The 17,225-nt window shown below is 46.7% G+C and carries 16 protein-coding genes and 1 other annotated feature; of the genes, 6 read left to right on the top strand and 10 right to left on the bottom strand.

The window, feature by feature from the left end; translation table 11 throughout:
- Positions 1-201 precede the first annotated feature (201 nt).
- From DXC51_RS01595 to DXC51_RS01550, 9 genes are all read right to left on the bottom strand, one after another.
- The gene (locus DXC51_RS01595) at positions 202-510 is read right to left on the bottom strand and encodes a septum formation initiator family protein (RefSeq protein WP_021638431.1); all 309 of its coding nucleotides are present in this window, start codon (positions 508-510) and stop codon (positions 202-204) included.
- A 23-nt stretch (positions 511-533) separates the two neighbouring features.
- The gene (yabQ, locus tag DXC51_RS01590; protein ID WP_083493026.1) at positions 534-1,175 is read right to left on the bottom strand and encodes a spore cortex biosynthesis protein YabQ; all 642 of its coding nucleotides are present in this window, start codon (positions 1,173-1,175) and stop codon (positions 534-536) included.
- A complete protein-coding gene (yabP, locus tag DXC51_RS01585; RefSeq protein WP_021638429.1) occupies positions 1,132-1,422 on the bottom strand; it encodes a sporulation protein YabP in 291 nt (96 codons plus the stop codon). Before yabP ends, yabQ begins: the two co-directional genes overlap by 44 nt.
- A 218-nt stretch (positions 1,423-1,640) precedes the next feature.
- Positions 1,641-2,369 (bottom strand): phosphotransferase enzyme family protein, encoded by a 729-nt coding sequence (locus DXC51_RS01580; protein ID WP_181970008.1) that lies wholly within the window; start codon positions 2,367-2,369, stop codon positions 1,641-1,643.
- Positions 2,370-2,636: 267 nt separating this feature from the next.
- On the bottom strand, positions 2,637-2,876 hold the full coding sequence (locus tag DXC51_RS01575) for an RNA-binding S4 domain-containing protein (RefSeq protein WP_025488183.1): 240 nt from the start codon (positions 2,874-2,876) through the stop codon (positions 2,637-2,639).
- 495 nt (positions 2,877-3,371) lie between these two features.
- Complete coding sequence (locus DXC51_RS01565) at positions 3,372-3,647, bottom strand: HU family DNA-binding protein (RefSeq protein ID WP_009255984.1); 276 nt, start codon at positions 3,645-3,647, stop codon at positions 3,372-3,374.
- A gap of 224 nt (positions 3,648-3,871) precedes the next feature.
- Positions 3,872-4,855 carry a YutH/CotS family kinase-like spore coat protein gene (locus tag DXC51_RS01560; RefSeq protein ID WP_117543600.1) on the bottom strand — a complete coding sequence of 328 codons (984 nt, stop codon included), beginning with the start codon at positions 4,853-4,855 and terminating at the stop codon, positions 3,872-3,874.
- A gap of 146 nt (positions 4,856-5,001) precedes the next feature.
- A complete protein-coding gene (locus tag DXC51_RS01555) occupies positions 5,002-6,330 on the bottom strand; it encodes a CCA tRNA nucleotidyltransferase (RefSeq protein WP_117543453.1) in 1,329 nt (442 codons plus the stop codon).
- Positions 6,331-6,526: 196 nt separating this feature from the next.
- Positions 6,527-8,896, bottom strand: coding sequence for a valine--tRNA ligase (locus DXC51_RS01550; protein WP_117543451.1), 2,370 nt, complete (start codon positions 8,894-8,896; stop codon positions 6,527-6,529).
- 255 nt (positions 8,897-9,151) lie between these two features.
- Positions 9,152-9,444, bottom strand: a binding site (T-box leader).
- A 462-nt stretch (positions 9,445-9,906) separates the two neighbouring features.
- Here DXC51_RS01550 and DXC51_RS01545 point away from each other — a divergent pair.
- Genes DXC51_RS01545 through DXC51_RS01535 form a run of 3 tightly spaced genes read left to right on the top strand, consistent with a single transcriptional unit; the run spans position 9,907 to position 11,014 of the window.
- Positions 9,907-10,524, top strand: coding sequence for a hypothetical protein (locus DXC51_RS01545; RefSeq protein WP_117543449.1), 618 nt, complete (start codon positions 9,907-9,909; stop codon positions 10,522-10,524).
- A gap of 38 nt (positions 10,525-10,562) precedes the next feature.
- On the top strand, positions 10,563-10,751 hold the full coding sequence (locus tag DXC51_RS01540; RefSeq protein WP_117543447.1) for a hypothetical protein: 189 nt from the start codon (positions 10,563-10,565) through the stop codon (positions 10,749-10,751).
- A 17-nt stretch (positions 10,752-10,768) separates the two neighbouring features.
- Positions 10,769-11,014 (top strand): VOC family protein, encoded by a 246-nt coding sequence (locus tag DXC51_RS01535; RefSeq protein WP_021635629.1) that lies wholly within the window; start codon positions 10,769-10,771, stop codon positions 11,012-11,014.
- Between the two features lie 113 nt (positions 11,015-11,127).
- Here the strand turns inward: DXC51_RS01535 and DXC51_RS01530 are convergent, their stop codons facing one another.
- Entirely contained in the window at positions 11,128-13,458 is a 2,331-nt protein-coding gene (locus tag DXC51_RS01530; RefSeq protein ID WP_117543445.1) for an AraC family transcriptional regulator, read from the bottom strand.
- Between the two features lie 223 nt (positions 13,459-13,681).
- Between DXC51_RS01530 and DXC51_RS01525 the strand changes: the two genes are divergently transcribed.
- From DXC51_RS01525 to DXC51_RS01515, 3 genes are all read left to right on the top strand, one after another.
- Complete coding sequence (locus DXC51_RS01525; RefSeq protein WP_117543443.1) at positions 13,682-15,292, top strand: type 2 periplasmic-binding domain-containing protein; 1,611 nt, start codon at positions 13,682-13,684, stop codon at positions 15,290-15,292.
- 86 nt (positions 15,293-15,378) lie between these two features.
- The gene (locus DXC51_RS01520; RefSeq protein WP_243003097.1) at positions 15,379-16,293 is read left to right on the top strand and encodes an ABC transporter permease; all 915 of its coding nucleotides are present in this window, start codon (positions 15,379-15,381) and stop codon (positions 16,291-16,293) included.
- Positions 16,294-16,305: 12 nt separating this feature from the next.
- Positions 16,306-17,214, top strand: coding sequence for a carbohydrate ABC transporter permease (locus DXC51_RS01515; RefSeq protein WP_117543441.1), 909 nt, complete (start codon positions 16,306-16,308; stop codon positions 17,212-17,214).
- Positions 17,215-17,225: the final 11 nt, after the last annotated feature.

The raw sequence follows: 17,225 nt of genomic DNA, 5'->3' as shown, positions 1-17,225 counted from the left end.
AGGCTATATTTCCTTTTTCCTCCACGAGATGCGCTTTTCGGCGCTCTTTGCTGTCGGCTTTTCCGTAAGGCGGTCGCGGCCGGTCGTTTTCGCTCCGGCAAAACCACGCATAAAAACCCTTTCCCGGCCCCCATACCTTTGCCCGCAGGAATAAAAAAAGTCCTGCAGCACCCTTAACCGTGCCGCAGAACCTTTATTTTCTTATTCATCCGGTTTATAAATGATCTCTCCCTCATTTACCAGCCCCAGCTTATCCTTTGCCACCTCTTCCACATATTTCTTGGTCTGGGTGTACTTCCTGTATTCCTCTATCTCTTCCGTACGGGCCTTTTCCGCATCGATCTGTTCCTGAAGGACTCTTTCCCGCGCCGCGTAGGTCTCCTGCTTCTGCCTTAACTCCGCGCTCTTTAAGGAAACAACCACAAGAAGCATCAGTACCACCATCAAAACCAGGAACATACCCAGTCGGTTCTGCCTCTTCTTGCGGAAAACCACTTTTCTTTTTACCATAATCTAACACCTCTTTTGAAAAGTCAGCTTTCTGCTTCCCCGCGCCTCAATTTTTTCCCACTCAGTTTCTTTGCTGCCTGTTCTTTATTCTGCCGTTTGCTCTGCCTTTTCTCCCGTCGTTTACATAACCTCATTTTAATCACTTTCTCCCATGCAGTCAACCTGTATTTTATCTGTCTGCGCCGGATTCTTGCCTCCCGCGCCGCACGGCGCGCACACCGGCCTGCAAGAACCTTCATCTTGCGCCAAAGGAACCGGATGGGAGCGCTCAGCTTCCACAAAATTTTCCCAATCAGCGCAATCAGCTTATTAACGGCCCCTGACACCAGATTTACCAGCGCTGCGCTCAATGTTTTCTTATAAAGAAACATACCGGTGCCCGCGCCGATAACGGAAAACCAGCGGAACATGCCGTTATTTTCATAATAAAGCATATAAAAAATACCTGCCGTTGCCAGCACCCAGAAAACCAGGTCCTCCAGCGAAAGCAGGAACCATCCGTGGGGAATGATTCTCCTGAAAATCCGGAACAAATCATAAATAAAAGTAATAATCACGCCCAGGAGGAAGGAATGCAGCATAAACACTCCCTCTCCCGCAATCACCGGGCTCACGGCGCACCTACTTGAAAAGCCTGGAGAAAAGGGATTCGCCCTTTCCGCCATAGCCAGTGTTCTCCGAATAGGTTAAGCTGTCTATTTTACCGTCCACATCAACCTCGCCCTTATCTAACATCAGGCGGCTTACATGCAGATCGCTTCCTTTTATCATGAGCATCCCCTGTTCCGTTTCCAGGAGCACCTCCGCAACGTCAAAGGACAGCACATCACACACGCCCGTGATATTGCAGATTCCCCTGTCCGTCAGAACCATCTTATGCTGTCTTACTCTGGTTGTATTCAAATCTTCCATAGCTGAGGCCTCCTAACGTATGTAACTGTCCGGCTTCTTTACAGTACTGCCAGAATCCATCCCCAACCACACCCGGCGATGGATTCCGGCGTTCCTGAGTCACTTTTTTACAGCCGGCGCAAAACACCGGCCTGCACAGTTCAATATATTGCCCTGACTGACAGTAACCATATTTCTTATAGAATATATGTCAGAAGGTCCGCATTTATGACTCCGGCTTACCTGAAACCATCCTCCAGCGCCCGGATTTTTCCATTCAGCTTCTCCCTCAGCTCCACCAGCCAATCCGGTTCCTCCGCCGTCCGCGAGCTGACGCAGCGGATAAGCCGCGCATAGCTGCGAAGATTCACAAACCGGCGCATCAACGCAAGCATCGACTCCGTCTCCTGCGTATAGGCATACTCTTCGGCATATCCCTCCAGAAAGGTTTTCTTTATCTCCGGCAGCCGCTTCTTTTCTCCTTCCAGCTCATCCTCCAGACTGTCCCATACCTGTGCAAGATCCAGCGCATACCAGCAATAAATCCCGTCATCAAAATCAATAACCCGGCAAACCCTTTCCGACGCATCCCAGAACACATTATCCGGTTCAAAATCATAATGCACAAGCCCATAGTTCTCCGCCGTCTTCGGAAGGCCATCCAACGCCTTCCTCACCTTTTCAAGCTCCTGCCGCGCCCCTTTGGACCCTCCGTACTCCTCCAGGACTTCCCGTATCCATTTCAGGATATCCGCATACGACCGCTTCCGCACCGTGGGTACATACACCGCAGACAATGCATGCAGCCGCCCAAGCGCCCTTCCATACGCGTACACCGCCTCCCGGGGATACCCGGAATCTACCATCTGCACACCATCCACCCCTTCAAAAACCGATGCATAAAAACATCCATAAACCGTTTCCAGCCGCAGCAGCTCCTCACCCGACACCGACGCGACAGCCTTCAAAGCAGGATACCCCTGCCCAAACCAATTTCCACAATAAAAAAACGGCACTCCCGAAAAACAGAAGCACCGTAATTTACCGCCCGAAAAAACAACAGGATGAATGCCGTCAGAATTGTCCTGCAAAATGAGCCGTATGCCTTCGTTTTCCGTAATTCAAAAATATCCGATTCCTCATAATAACGACTCACCTGCCTTTCCTGGCCCCATCATAACCCCGGGCTCCTAAAAAGTAAAGCCCGTTCTCAATTTATCCCAACACCAATTTCCCTACAGATACTTAAACAGCTCCTTCGCCTCTTCCTTCCGTACAGTCTCCTGCACATCCAGCACTTCCACCTTCACATCCTTATTCCCGAACTGAATCGTAATCACGTCCCCCTCCTTCACATTAGAAGAAGCCTTGGCCGGTTTATCATTAATCAAAACCCGCCCCGCATCACAAGCCTCATTCGCCACCGTCCGCCTCTTAATCAACCGCGACACCTTCAAATACTTATCCAACCTCATACTCATTCATCCTCTCTTCCTCAACAAATAACACCGCACTAACCCTTCCTTCCCTCACAATTCCCCATCCCGCCCCATCTCCTGCGCTTATAGGTTTTGCCCCTCCCCCTTACATTCTTCAACCAAATTCCCCGCCACCGTCCTTCATCCCCGCATTACACAACCTACGCAGGAACGGAAGGAGAATCCGGAACCAGGGCGGCAGACTGGGGGCAGGGAGGAGACGGGACAGGTGTTTTTCGGATGCCTTCCCGGACCATGGAGATGAGACTTAAAAATTGTGGAAGGAACCTGACACAATTTTTCGCCCAAGGCTCATCGCAATGCCCGGTCCGGCTGGCACCCGAAAAATACCTGCCCCGCCTCCCCCCTGCTCCCAGCCTGCCGCCCTGGTTCCGGATTCTCCTTCCGTTCCCTCCCCCCTATTGAAAAATGGCTGCCAATACATGTCATTGGCAGCCACCGAACTTGTCCATTATTACGAAACTCTTCCGATTATGCGTTCAGCATATCCTTTAAAGCCTTACCAGCTTTGAACTTAGGAGCCTTGGAAGCAGCAATCTTCATAACTTCGCCGCTCTGAGGATTTCTTCCTTCTCTTGCTGCTCTTTCGGAAACCTCGAAGGTACCGAAGCCAACCAGCTGTACCTTTCCGCCTTTCTTCAGTTCATCTGCTACTACATCAGTGAAAGCTTTCAGGGCCTTCTCTGCATCCTTCTTGGAAATTTCAGCTGCGTCAGCCATAGCTGCTACTAATTCTGTTTTGTTCATTATGAACTCCTCCTGTAATCACTGTAAATTTATAGATTGTATGCAAAAGAGTGTACTCTCTCAGACACTATATTATATATATACGTTTATCCCCCCTTTGTCAAGTATTTCCCCCGAAAAACCTGCGTTTTCAGGGCAAAATTAACCCTTTTTTAATAAAGAAGCTCTCAAAAAAAGACGCACTTCCGTTTTTACGTGTGCGCCATTTTTTGTCGTTTTTTCATTTATTTTAATGCATTGTCAAGAAAAGCTTTTTTTTCAGTTTCCTGCCGCAGCAGATTCTCCAGTTTTTCCCGGTTTCTCCCCGGTATCCAGGCCTTTCCGTTGTTATAATAAAAGTTAACTATCTTCCAGAATTTCTCAGGATAGGCAAACCGGTAATACAGCTGGATGCGGTCCGCTTCGGAGAGTGTGCGCTGCGTTTCATATGCGGTCAGGATGTTCAGGCCAAGGCTGACCGACCATGCATTTTTTTCCAGAAGCTTCCTGAGGAAGAGGTAGAGATCCCGGATAGGATTATCAAGCAGGTATTTTTCGAAATTGATGACGGTAAAGCCATCAGGCGTATACAGGATATTGTGATGCTGAAAATCACCATGGCAGAAATTACTATTCTTTTTTATCGCTGCTTCATCAAAGGCATCTGCATATCCCTGAAGCTCCTCCACCGCGGAAAGCGCTTTTTCATAAAAGAAGTCATAATGATGGAGAAGGTAAATCTCGAACTCCGTCTTCTGGCCTTTTTCCCGCAGATAACGGCGGACCTTTTTCAGCTCCCGGTTATGCTTCACGTATTCATTTTCCATACACAGGGCGGGCACGTCATATTCCTGCACCAGCTCGGGCAGGTGCATGGCATTATGTAACCTTCCCAGCGTCCGCGCGGCGCTCTGGCATTCCCGCACATCCTTCAGATTGCATTCCCGGCCTTCATAATAGGTTTTCAAAATATAAGGCACCCGATCCTGATCGTAGGAGATTAACCCGCCTTCCTTATTCCGGATCAGCTGCTCCAGCTGTGAAAAGCCGTTATCCTTCACCGCCGCCAGAAGCTTTTCCTGAATCTCCAGACGCGCCAGGGGGCCTGTATATTCCTTCAGGATAAACCAGCCCTCCTGTGTTTCACACAGAAGCGCGCCCCTTCCCTTCAGTGTACGGAGAATTTCTATTTCATAATTTTCAAAAACGCTTACCGCTCTGTCATTCACTGATATTTCCTCCCTCTCATACCCGGCATTTTCCGCCGCGCAGATGCTGCCGGCCAAACGCCGCCCGCAGGCCGGGTTCACAGCCCCCGGGCAACAGCAATTTTCTGCCGCTAGGTATTACCTATCATATGAGAAGGAAGCTCAAGTTATGTTTCTTTCGGAAGGTTTGCAAGCAAATATTCTTTTGTATTTTTCCCCGGGTCCTCCAGGACAAACTCCAGGAGGGCCGTAAGGGTCCGCCCCAGCTGCGGCCCCGGCTTCATGCCCGCCGCCATCAGATCCCGGCCCGTCACCGCCAGGTCCTTAAGCGTGAGGCAGTCTCCCTCCTCTTGAATCTGTTCATAAAGGCTGTCAAGCCTGTCAAGCCATTCCGCCTTTTCAGCCCTCTGATAATCGCTCTGCGCCGCCAAATCAGCTCGCTTTACTTCTAAAAGCAGCGGGAAAAGCGCGGTCCCCACCTTAGAGGCCGCCCGGCGCACCGCCCTGATTTCCGGAAGGATCTCGCAGTCATGCCAGTACACCAACTCTGTCACTTTGTCAATCGTATCATTATCATACCGCAGCCTTTTCAGGATCCCCCTGGCCATACGGCTTCCGGCCGCTGCGTGGCCGTGAAAATGATCCACACCGTCTTCATCTGTAAAAGCGCATTCCGGCTTACCGCAGTCATGCAGCAGCATGGTAAGCCTCAGGACCTTGTCGGCCCGCACCGCCCGCATGGCACGCAGCGTGTGCTCCCCCACATTCCAGCTGTGATGGGGATTTTGCTGGGACGTTTCCATCATTCTGTTGAATTCCGGCAGTATAATGGCCGTAATTCCCGTCTCCCAGGCGTATTTTAAAAATTCGGGATGCGGGCTTGCAAGCAGCTTCGTCAGCTCCACCTGAATCCGTTCCGCGCTTACCTTCCGAAGGTTTTCAGCATGTCCGCAGATGGCGGCCTTTGTTTTTTCCTCTATGGCAAAACCCAGCTGTGCAGAAAAACGGACGGCCCGCATGATGCGCAGGGCATCCTCCGTAAAACGTTCATCGGCATCGCCCACGCACCGTATGATTCCTTTTTCCAGATCCTCCCTGCCGCCAAAGGCGTCCACCAGGCCTTCCTCTTCATTATAGGCCATGGCATTAATGGTAAAATCCCGTCGTTTCAAATCTTCAATTAAATTGGAGGTAAAGGTAACCTCATTCGGATGCCTTCCATCCTCATATTCCCCATCCACACGGTAGGTAGTGACCTCATAGCCTTTTTTATGGAGCATTACCGTCACCGTCCCATGCTGGATGCCGGTATCCACGGTCCGGCCAAACAGCGCCTTCGTTTCCTCCGGCCTGGCTGAGGTTGTGATATCCCAGTCATCCGGCGTGCGTGAAAGCAGCGAATCGCGGACGCAGCCGCCCACCGCGTAGGCCTCATGTCCCGCCGCCTGTAAGCAGTGTATGATATATGTGACATCTCCGGGAAGCTGTATTTTCATCCTGATCCCTTCCTTTCCGGCCGGCGTCTGCGGCCGGACTTTGCATACTTGTAACTGAACTGCTACTATTATATACAGTTTTCCGCCGCGCCCGCAACTTAAAAAATAATCTCAGGCCCATTCCCGGAGCAATTCGGAGGCAGCCGTTCGGCCGGGACCAAACTGCTGCCTCCGGCCGCACGGATTATCCCTGCTCTCAGCTTCTGAAAATAATGGCAGCGGCATTGGTACAGGCCCGGATATCCGTCTCGGACTGTTTGTAAAGCTTTCTTAATTTCCCCGGGCAGGTAATTACCAGCTCCGGGATGGCTTCCTTCATGGACATCTGCTTTTCCGTCTTTTCCTTTCTGACACGGCCGATGGTTTCCTTCAGATGGCCGCCGAATTCCAGGAGCAGTTCATCCGCCTTCTCCTGCTGCCACAGCAGCTGATGAATGGATACCGCGCCTTCAAACCCGCGGAAACAGGACTGGTAAATATATTCCGTCATATGGGGAATATAAACCGCATACAGCTTCAAAATACCCAGAAGGCTGTGATAGAGGGCATGCTGGGCGCCCCGGCGTTCCGCTTCACCGTGTTTCTCCGGCTGGTAAAGCCGTTCCTTGACAATCTCAATATAATAATCACAAAAGTCCTCCCAGAACAGCTCGTCAACCTTCTTCCTGGCAAGCCCTGTCTCATATTCCTCCAGGAAGGCGGCCGCCTCCCCCGAGGCTTCCTTTACCCGTTCCAGAATCCACAGATCCGGAGGCAGAAGCCGTACCGTCTCCCCACAGTCCGGCCGGTAATCCTCCAGATGCATTCCGGCAAATTTTGCCGCATTATAAAGCTTATTCAGAAAGCGTTTGGAAACCTTCAGTTCCTCTTCGCTGAAAAAAGTATCCGTTCCCAGCCTGGCGCCGGCCGTCCAATAGCGTATGCAATCCGCGGAATGCGTCTCTATCAGCTGCATGGGAGAGGACGCGGCGTTGTTTTTGGATTTGCTGATTTTTTCTCCGGGCTTTGCCAGGACGAAGCCGCTGATCATGATATCCCTCCAGGGAATGCTTCCCGTATGGTAAAGACTGCGTACAATTGTATAAAAGGCCCAGGTACGGATGATTTCATGAGCCTGATGCCGCATGCCCATAGGCAGGATTTCCCGGCTACGGTCATCGCTCTCCCCGTATCTTGCATTGATTAAAGGTGTGACGGAGGAAGTGGCCCAGGTATCGAAAACCGCCGTTTCCGGCAGAAATTCCTCACAGCCGCAGCTGCATTTTTTCCCCGGCAGTTCTTCCATGGGGTTCACCGGCAGCTGATCCGCTTCGGCAAAAACCGGTTTTTTACAGTTCTTACAGTACCATACCGGAAAAGGAACGCCGAAATACCGCTGTCTTGAAATACACCAGTCCCATTTCAGGTTTTCCACCCAGCTTCTGTATCTGCTTTTCATATAGGCAGGGTGCCAGTTGATTTCATCCGCCGCATCCAGGAACCGCTGCTTCTGTGAAAGCACATCAATGTACCACTGATTGGAGGGTATGATTTCCACATCCGTGCCGCACCTTTCATGAACCGCTACCAGGTGGGTCAGCTCTTCCCTTCGGGCCAGCGCCCCCGCCTGCTCAAGCGCTTCAATAATGGCCGCCCTTGCCTGTTTTACCTTCATGCCCCCGATTACAGGAACATGCTCCGCAATCCTGCCGTCCGGGCGTATTACCTCTCTGTAAGCAAGGCCGTGCTTTTCACACCAGCCCACATCCGCGGTGTCTCCGTAGGTAGCGCACATAACGGCTCCCGTGCCTTTTTCCATACTGGCCTCTTCTTCTGTCAGAATGGGAACCTCAAAACCGTAAAGAGGCACCTTTGCCATTTTCCCGGCCAGCCTCCGATATCTCTCGTCTTCGGGATTTACGAAAACACAGACACAGCCATAAAGCAGCTCCGGCCGTGTGGTCGCAACGAGGAGCTTTTCCTCTCCCGCCTGGAATTCCAGGTAATTAAAGGTAGTTTCCCGCTCCTTCATTTCCAGCTCCGCCTGGGCAATGGAGGTACGGCATTGCGTGCACCAAAGCACAGGCGATTCCTTCATGTAGGCCTTTTTCTGCCGTACCAGATCAAGGAAGGCTCTCTGGGATATTTTTGCGGTCAGCCCGGATACTGTCCGATACTGCAGAGACCAGTCTACAGAAAAGCCCAGGCTCTGCCACATTTTCCGAAAATCCGCCTCATAGCTTTCGATGGTTTCCATGCATTTTTCACGGAACTGGCTTCGGGGCATATCCGCGGCATGGAAACCGCCGTCCCTTTCCACAAGCCGTTCGGTGGGAAGGCCATTGTCATCAAAGCCGAAGGGATAGAAAACATCGTAGCCCTGCATCCGCTTAAAACGCGCTATCATCTCCGCCTGGGTATAAGAAAAAACGTGCCCGATATGAAGGCTCCCGCTTACCGTAGGCGGCGGTGTGTCAATGGAAAACACCTTTTTCTCCCGGCCGTTCCTGTATCGGTAAATCCCTTCCTTTTCCCATAACGCCTGCATTTCCTGTTCTGTTTTTCTGAAGTCATACTTTTTATCCATTCCGGATACCTCCTGATATTTACGGCTCCGCCGTTTTTTTGCAGCAGTTTTCCCGCCGCCTATTTGATTACAAACCAGATCGAAGCGCCCGCCCTGTGCAGTGAGCGGATGTGAAACCCCGGACGTATTTTTTCCCTGCGGCAGCCGTCAATAGGGACAGGAAAACCGATGGTATCTGCCATCATGCCCAATTGGCCCGCTATCCGCAGGAAACGTGCGCCGCCAGACACACAAAAAAACGCCCTAAGCAAAAATGCTTAGGGCGAACAATATGTCCGTGGTACCACCTAAATTCAGAAGAGACTTCTGCACTTAATACAATACGGGAAAACCTCCCGGTCTTCCGATATCGCTTTCCCTGATAACGGTGGAAATCTCCGTTGGAGTCTACTTGGAATCCGAATCCGCCGGGCAGACACCCGCCGCCGTCCTCCGTTCAATCCAAAGCTCAAAGGCTACTTCCATGTTCCCTTCACGGAGATTTTCACCAGCCATCTCCTCTCTGTTCATCCGGAAGAACATGTACTCCTCCTCATCAACGCTTTTGTCTGAGTCTGTTAACGCTATTATAGCATGGGTCTGCGGAATGTCAATCATGAATTATTTAGCTTGGGCCGTGCTATGAATTTCTTTGTCCGAAGCCGTGCCAGGGGATATTCAGTCCGAGACTGTAGCTGACTTATTGACTAATTGCACTGATAAATATTTTCCGTCTGTTTTTTAGTACTTTGATATTGTACTTTTTACACAGATATGGTAGATTATTTTTACGGATATTTTTTAATTTTCTTTCGCTCATTTCACTGAGCAATAAAAATGTCCGTGTTCAATTTTTTGCATCACGGCGCTTCTGCCGATTATTCTCTTTTATGTTTTTCTGTTTTGCCTGATTCATTCACTGTTTTCATGCCGGAAGAGAGGTGATTTCATAACTTGACTCAATACCGCTTCAAATATTTTTATTTTCGTTGAAATTATTTTGGAATAATATTATAATGGAGGTATAAAAAATGGACGTCACAGTTACAAAAGAATATAAGGACAGACTCTTCCGGCTTGTTTTCCAGGATAAAAAGGATTTACTTTCCCTATATAATGCAGTGAATAAAAGCAGCTATGAAAATCCGGAAGAACTGCAGATCTTGACCCTGGAAAATATGATTTATCTGAAAATGAAAAACGATATCTCTTTCCTTTTAGGAGATATTTTAAATCTTTATGAACACCAAAGTACGGTGAATCCTAATATGCCGGTCAGGGGTTTCCTATACTTTGCCGAAATGTACCAGAAATACCTGATGAAATACAAATACCGGTTATTCAGCACGAAGCTTATTATGCTTCCCAGACCGCAGTATATCGTGTTTTATAATGGGCTGGAGAATCAGCCTGACCGTTTTGAACTGAAAATGTCAGATGCCTTTCTTCCCGCTATGACCTCCATGGAACCGTGCCTGGAATGCACGGTGCTCATGCTTAATATTAATTTGGGACGGAACCGGGAACTCATGGAAGGCTGCCGTAAGCTGAAGGAATATGCTATGTTCGTGGCAACGGTACGGGAGATTTACCCTTTAACGAAGCGGTGGACAGTGCCATACAGGAATGTATCCGCAATAATGTCCTGAAAAATCTGCTAATAGCCCACAGGGCGGAGGTAATTAATATGTTATTTACGGATTACGATGAGCAGGAGCACATGGCTTGTGTGAAGGAAGAAGGATTTGAAGAGGGCCAGGATAAAATCTTACATCTGATTCAATTGCTGATTAAAAATTCCCGCAATGAAGAGATTGAAAAGGCCGTTAATAATCAGGATTTCAGGAACCAGCTTTTTAATGAATTTGGTCTCTAAATGGATTAAATGCTTTTATGCCAACAGACTGGTTCGGAGCGGAATTCAGATTTGGTGAATTAACCATTTGGATTTGGAACGATCAGGAAAATAAAGATGGTATCAGAAATGTACTGGTCCTCCATTGTGATGATATTTTTGCGGCCTATAACGATCTGAAAGCAAAGGGCTACGATATTACTGAACCTGAGCTGAAGTTCTATGGGGATTATGAAATGAAGCTGAAGGATGCCGATGGCAATCTGCTGCTGTTCTTGTCATAATTTATCCCACTTAAAGTCATAAAGACTGCTTCTTAAACCTGGCTTTACTACTGTACCCTCCAGAAAAGAAGCAGTCTATTTTTACCTGGGAAAGATTTGGGCAGCGTCCCATATTACTGCTGCTTTAGCTTGCGGTAGGTTCCCGGTGTAATTCCCTCACTCTTTTTAAACACCTTAATAAACGTGGAACTGCTCAAAAATCCGGAAGTAATCGCTATACTTTCCAGCGTCTCATCCGTTGTTTCCAGCATTTTCTTAGCATGGTCAATCCGAAGCTTATAAAGAAAATCCGCAATGGAAATATTTTTCTGCATTTTAAACATACGGGAAAGATAAGCATGCGAAATATGAAAAACCTCCCCCAGCATAATATTGCTCAGTTCCGGATTCTGGAAATTATTCTTCAAATAGGTTTCCACCTGATCACACAACGTAAAGTTTTTCTGTGAATCCTGATAATACTGGCGCAATGCCGTCAAAGTATTTATGAAGCAATCCTGCATTTCAGTAAAGGTTCCGGCAGCCAAGACTGAGGCATGAAGCGCATTGCTCTCAGGAAGCTGTGCGGCCCCAATCTGGTGAGTCACCCGGCTGAAGCGTATCAGAAGGTCATATTTATAACAGGCTATCGCTTCCAGAGACGAGTTGGAACTGATGCCGGACTGGCTCTTAAGCTCCTCCATAATCTTCCTTCCATCCTGCATACAACTGCTGTCCTTTATAAATGAGAGCAGCAGATACTCAACCTTATTGTCTTCCATACCGGTAAAACTAAAACATTTCTCCTGAATGTCATCAAAAAGAATTATGCTTCCCTTACCATAAAGAAACCGATAGGTAAACGCCTCTGTGACTTCCTGATAGGCTTTATGGATTCCCGGAAGGTTAGAGTGAATTCCGGAAAGAGAGGCGGTGATTTCAATACCGAAATGCTGCCCTAAAAAAGCCGAGCTTTTTTTAATTACGGACTGCATATCAGCTTTCCGGCTGCTGTCGGATGTTTCTCCGGAAAAGTTAATAATGCAGGCATAACTGTTCACAGCAACCGGTACTAAAAATCCCTGATGCTTTTCAGAACACAGTTCCTGGACTACATTGGCTATAATAAACTGAAGGATCTGCTGATTCTGTTTTTCCCTCACATCTCCCAGCCTGCTTTCATCTACAGCTTCCACAAATATATAAATAATTCCAAACATATCAGAATTCAATGCTATATGATGCTGCAGAAATATATCCCTCTCCTCATCAAAAGCATCTTCAATGGCGTTCCCAAGCATGGCATGCATCAAAAAATTATTACGCAGCGTATCTTCCTGCAGCTCTATTTTTTTTGTAAGAGTTGTGATTTCATTGAAAGAGCTGGTCAGAACATCGCTAATGAAATTCATCTCATTTTTCTTATTGTCATAGACCGTTCCCGTTGTCTCCGTAATGGTATAAATCATCCCTGTAATTGGTGAATAATTTACCTTTGTCATTTTCCAGGCAAGAAAACCGCTCAACAGCACACACAGAAGAATACAGATAAATGAGGTCAGCCGCAAATTATTTAACTGCTCCCAGAAAATATTCACCGGAATGGCGGAAGCATACATACAATCCGACACCTGGGAGGGAAAAAACTGGAGAACATATTTCTGGTTCTGGTAGGTTCCATAATACATCTCCTTTTCGCCGTCATATACGGACAGGATATCGCTTGACATGGGATGTGAAGATGCGAGCAGTTTGTTTTCCCCGTCAAATACCATAAGGATACCATCACTGTGAACAGAAGAATTCTCAAACAGCTGATGGAGCGTATCCTGTGAAAGGGTAATAGCCGCCGTAATTCCAGGCGCACCGTGAAAACTGCGGGAAGCCGGCTGTGAAAATACCACTCCCAGCAAAGGATTTAAAACATCATCATTTACAGAACGTATTTCTGTTTTATAGTTTGTTACGGATTCCGACAGAAAATTTTTATATTCCTCTTCGGTCGCCACATCCTTATAATAGGTCAGATAAAAATCCTTAAGAACCAATCCGTTCCGTCCATTATAGACTCTTGAGAATTCGGGAAAATAAATACATATATTTTCAAATTCCTTCTGCTTAAAGGAATTAACCGCTTCATTCAGATAATAAGCCTCCACACTTGGAAGCTCCATATCCGCCTTAGAGCGGAATGCAAACTGCTGCACGACTGTAGAATTGGTCAAGGTTTTACCGATTGTGCTCATTTCCGAAAAAGCAGCATCCACATTAGAGAAAAACTGATACAGAATATTAGAGTTGGAACGAAGTATACTTTTTTCAATGGAATGCGCCGCATAATTATAGGTCACTATGATAGTAAAAAACGGAATTAAAAATAAGATAATATAAGAAGAAAAGAAGCGCCAAAAGAAACTGCTGTGCAATCTGGTAAATAAATTTTCCTTTATTTTTCTGTCCGCCATTGCCCGTTCCCCCCAGAGTAAACGTACTACAATTCAGTGAATTATAGCATATTTTTCAATTTTGGACAATTTGTTTTAAATTCGGACAATGGAAAATTCATCTTTAAACAATCTATGACCAATATTGACCATATACAGAATACCCACGTTTTCCTATAATGAACCCGTAACATCGATCGATGCATTTCCACATAAAAATTTAATACGATACCAGGAGGTCTATATGAAAAAGAAATTAGTATCCTGCTTTTTAGTTATGGCTATGGCAGTTTCCACACTGGCTGGCTGCGGGGCAAAGAATACGAACAGTTCAGAAGCTTCTTCCGTTCCGGCCCAGGAGGAAGCCCTGGAATTTACCGGATATCCCATAAATACGGAACAACAGCTTACCTTATGGACAAATCAGATTAAACCGTCCTCAACTATATCAAACTGGAAGGAATCTCCTTTCCATACCGGCCTTGCCGAAAAGACAGGAATTGATATTGATTATACCTTCCCTACATCCGGCACTGATGAAAAACAGGCGTTTAACTTAATGCTTTCCAATGAAGAGCTTCCGGATATTATATGGTACAGCTTTGCCGCTGATGCGGAAAGCCTTCTTGAAGATGGAATTATAAGGGATCTTACCGACCTGCTTCCCAAATATGCACCTAACTACTGGAAATTCCTTCAGGAAAATCCCCTGTACTATAAATCCATGATGACCGACAGCGGAAAATTCTTCGGTTTTGGTTTTTTCAGGGAAGATTTATGGCAGACGGCCTATGCCGGCCCTATGGTACGCAAGGACTGGCTGGATGAATGCGGCCTTCCAATTCCTGAAACCATTGAGGATTGGGAAATTACCCTGAAAGCCTTTAAAGATAAATATGACGCCAGGCTCGTTTTCTGTAACGATGGGATTATGAATCCCGGATTGGCCGGGGCATTTGGTGCGTATGGTACGTCTGAAATGAGATTATATATTGACGAAGACGGAAAGGTCCAGCTGGCGCAGGCCAGAGATGAGTGGAAAAACTACATTTCCTGGCTGCATAAGCTCAATCAGGAAGGACTCATTGACCCGGATATCGTAACAATTGATGGTGCCGGCCTGAAAACCAAGGTAACAAATGATAAGTGCGGAATCACCCTTTATATGATGAGTACCATGGATACCTTCATCCAGGATGCCAAAGCTAACGGAAGCCCTGCAAAGTGGGTTGGCTGCCCCTACCCTGTTATGAATAAAGGCGATAAGCCCTCCGCCATTTTTTATGAAGATCCGGTAGTCAATACGGTAGCCGGTATCTCAACAAACTGCCCGGAAGAAAAAGTGGAGCTGGCCTTAAGATGGCTGGATTATCCCTTCAGTGAAGAAGGCTTTTATTACTGGAATTTCGGAACCGAGGGCGATACCTATACTATGGAGAATGGCGAAGCTGTCTTCACAGATAAAATTACTAAAAACGAATTAGGCACAGGGGAAGCAATTAAGCTTTATACCGGAACCTATGGATGGGGACTGGGTGTCCAGGCTTTAGGCATGGTCCGTCAGAAACTGAATCCTGAGGTTGTAAAGGCAGGTGACACCTGGTATGAAGGAAACGGCGATACCTGCAACTGGGTATACCCGAATTCCGTCACAATGACTCCCGATGAAATTACGGAAAGCAGCACTATTTACAACGCTATGAGTACTTATGTAAAAGAAATGGCCATCAAGTTCATTACCGGAGAAGAATCCCTTGATAACTGGGATAATTATATCAATACGCTTAACGATATGGGCATGGAAAAAATGCTTGAAATCCGCCAGGCTGCATACGATCGCTATCTGGCAAGATAATTAACTGCTGATTAATCCAAAGGAAGAAGCCGGGGTTATTGCATAATAACCCCGGTATCTCTTCCAGGAAATAGTAGGAGGATTAAGTGAATACAAAAACAGGTATTTTGAGAAAAGATTTAAGAAAAAACAAATGGAAATATATAATGATACTTCCCGTTATTATTTATATTGCTGTTTTCTGTTATAAACCTATGTACGGAGTTATCATTGCCTTTAAAAATTTCCGGCCTGCAGTGGGAATTATGGACAGTCCCTGGGTTGGTCTTAAGCATTTTATTACTTTTTTTAATGATTATAATTTCTGGCGGATTTTAAAAAATACATTTTCAATCAGCGCATTAAGCATTTTATTCGGCTTTCCGGCTCCAATCCTGCTGGCTCTCCTTATTAACGAAATCAGGAACACCAAATTCAAACGGGCAGTACAGACGATTTCCTACATGCCTTATTTTATATCCATGGTTATTATCTGTGGGCTGATAAAAACCTTTTGTCAGTCAGACGGCATTATTACGGATTTGGTTGTCGCCCTGGGCGGGGAGCGGGTTAATCTGCTTGCCAGTAAAAACTGGTTCTATCCCATCTACATAATATCCAACATCTGGCAGAACATTGGCTGGGACTCCATCATTTATCTGGCGGCGCTGGCCGGTATTGATCAGGAACAGTATGAAGCTGCCCGAGTGGACGGCGCAGGACGCATACGTCAGATTATCAGCGTGACTCTGCCCGGTCTCATGCCGACTATTACTATCTTATTCATACTGAAAATGGGAAATATATTGAATGTGGGATTTGAAAAAATTCTGCTACTGTACAGTCCGACCACATATGAGGTTGCAGACGTAATTTCCACCTATGTCTACCGTATCGGTATCCTCGATGCTAATTTCAGCTACAGCACGGCCATAGGCCTGTTTAATTCCGTCGTTAACATTATTTTCCTTCTTCTTACAAATGCAATCAGTAAGAAAATGAATAATTCAGGGTTATTTTAGCAGGAGGCTAACATGAGAACGAATCAAAGAATTTTATCTTTACGGAAAAAACGCTCGGCAGCAGACCTCACTTTTGATATAATTAATACGGCAGTCATGCTTGGCCTGATTGTGGTAACCTTTTACCCTATCTGGTACGTGGCATGCGCTTCCTTAAGCTCATCTGCAGCTGTAACACAAAATCCCGGAAGACTGCTTTGGCCTGAGGGCTTTACCATAGGCGCCTACGTTAAAGCCTTTCAGCATCCTTTAATCCTGAGCGGATTCAGGAATATTCTTTTTATACTGCTGTGCTCTCTTCCTTTGAATCTGGTTATGACACTTCTGTGCGGTTATTTTATGGCTGCAAAGGATGTATTATTAAAAAAATATGTGGTGGCTTTTTTGGTTTTCACCATGTTTTTCAGCGGAGGGCTGATACCTGCTTATTTAAATCAAAAATCATTAGGGCTTTACAACAATCTGTGGGCGCTGATCATTCCGGGCGCATTGAGCATATACAATGCTATTATCTGCCGGACAGCGGTGGAATCCGTACCTGACAGCCTGATTGAGTCCGCTTATATAGACGGCGCCAATGATTATACCGTACTTTTTAAAATCATAACGCCGCTGATTAAGCCTACTCTGGCCGTCTTGGCCCTTTATTACGGTGTGGGCCACTGGAACAGCTGGTTTAACGCCTCTTTATACATCACAGATAATGAGCTTCTTCCCATTCAGAATATTTTACGTGCCATCCTGATTGCAAATAATGATATGCTCAATCAGGGGGCTGCAAGCATGGACAGCATCGATACCTATGCAGAAACAATCAAATATGCCGTCATTGTAATAGCAACGCTTCCTATCCTTTGCGTATACCCTTTTCTCCAGAAATATTTCGTAAAAGGGGTTATGATAGGCGCCGTAAAAGGCTAGCGCGCAGATGA

Source organism: Eisenbergiella massiliensis (assembly GCF_003435485.1).
This window is presented reverse-complemented; position numbering and strand designations above follow the sequence as displayed.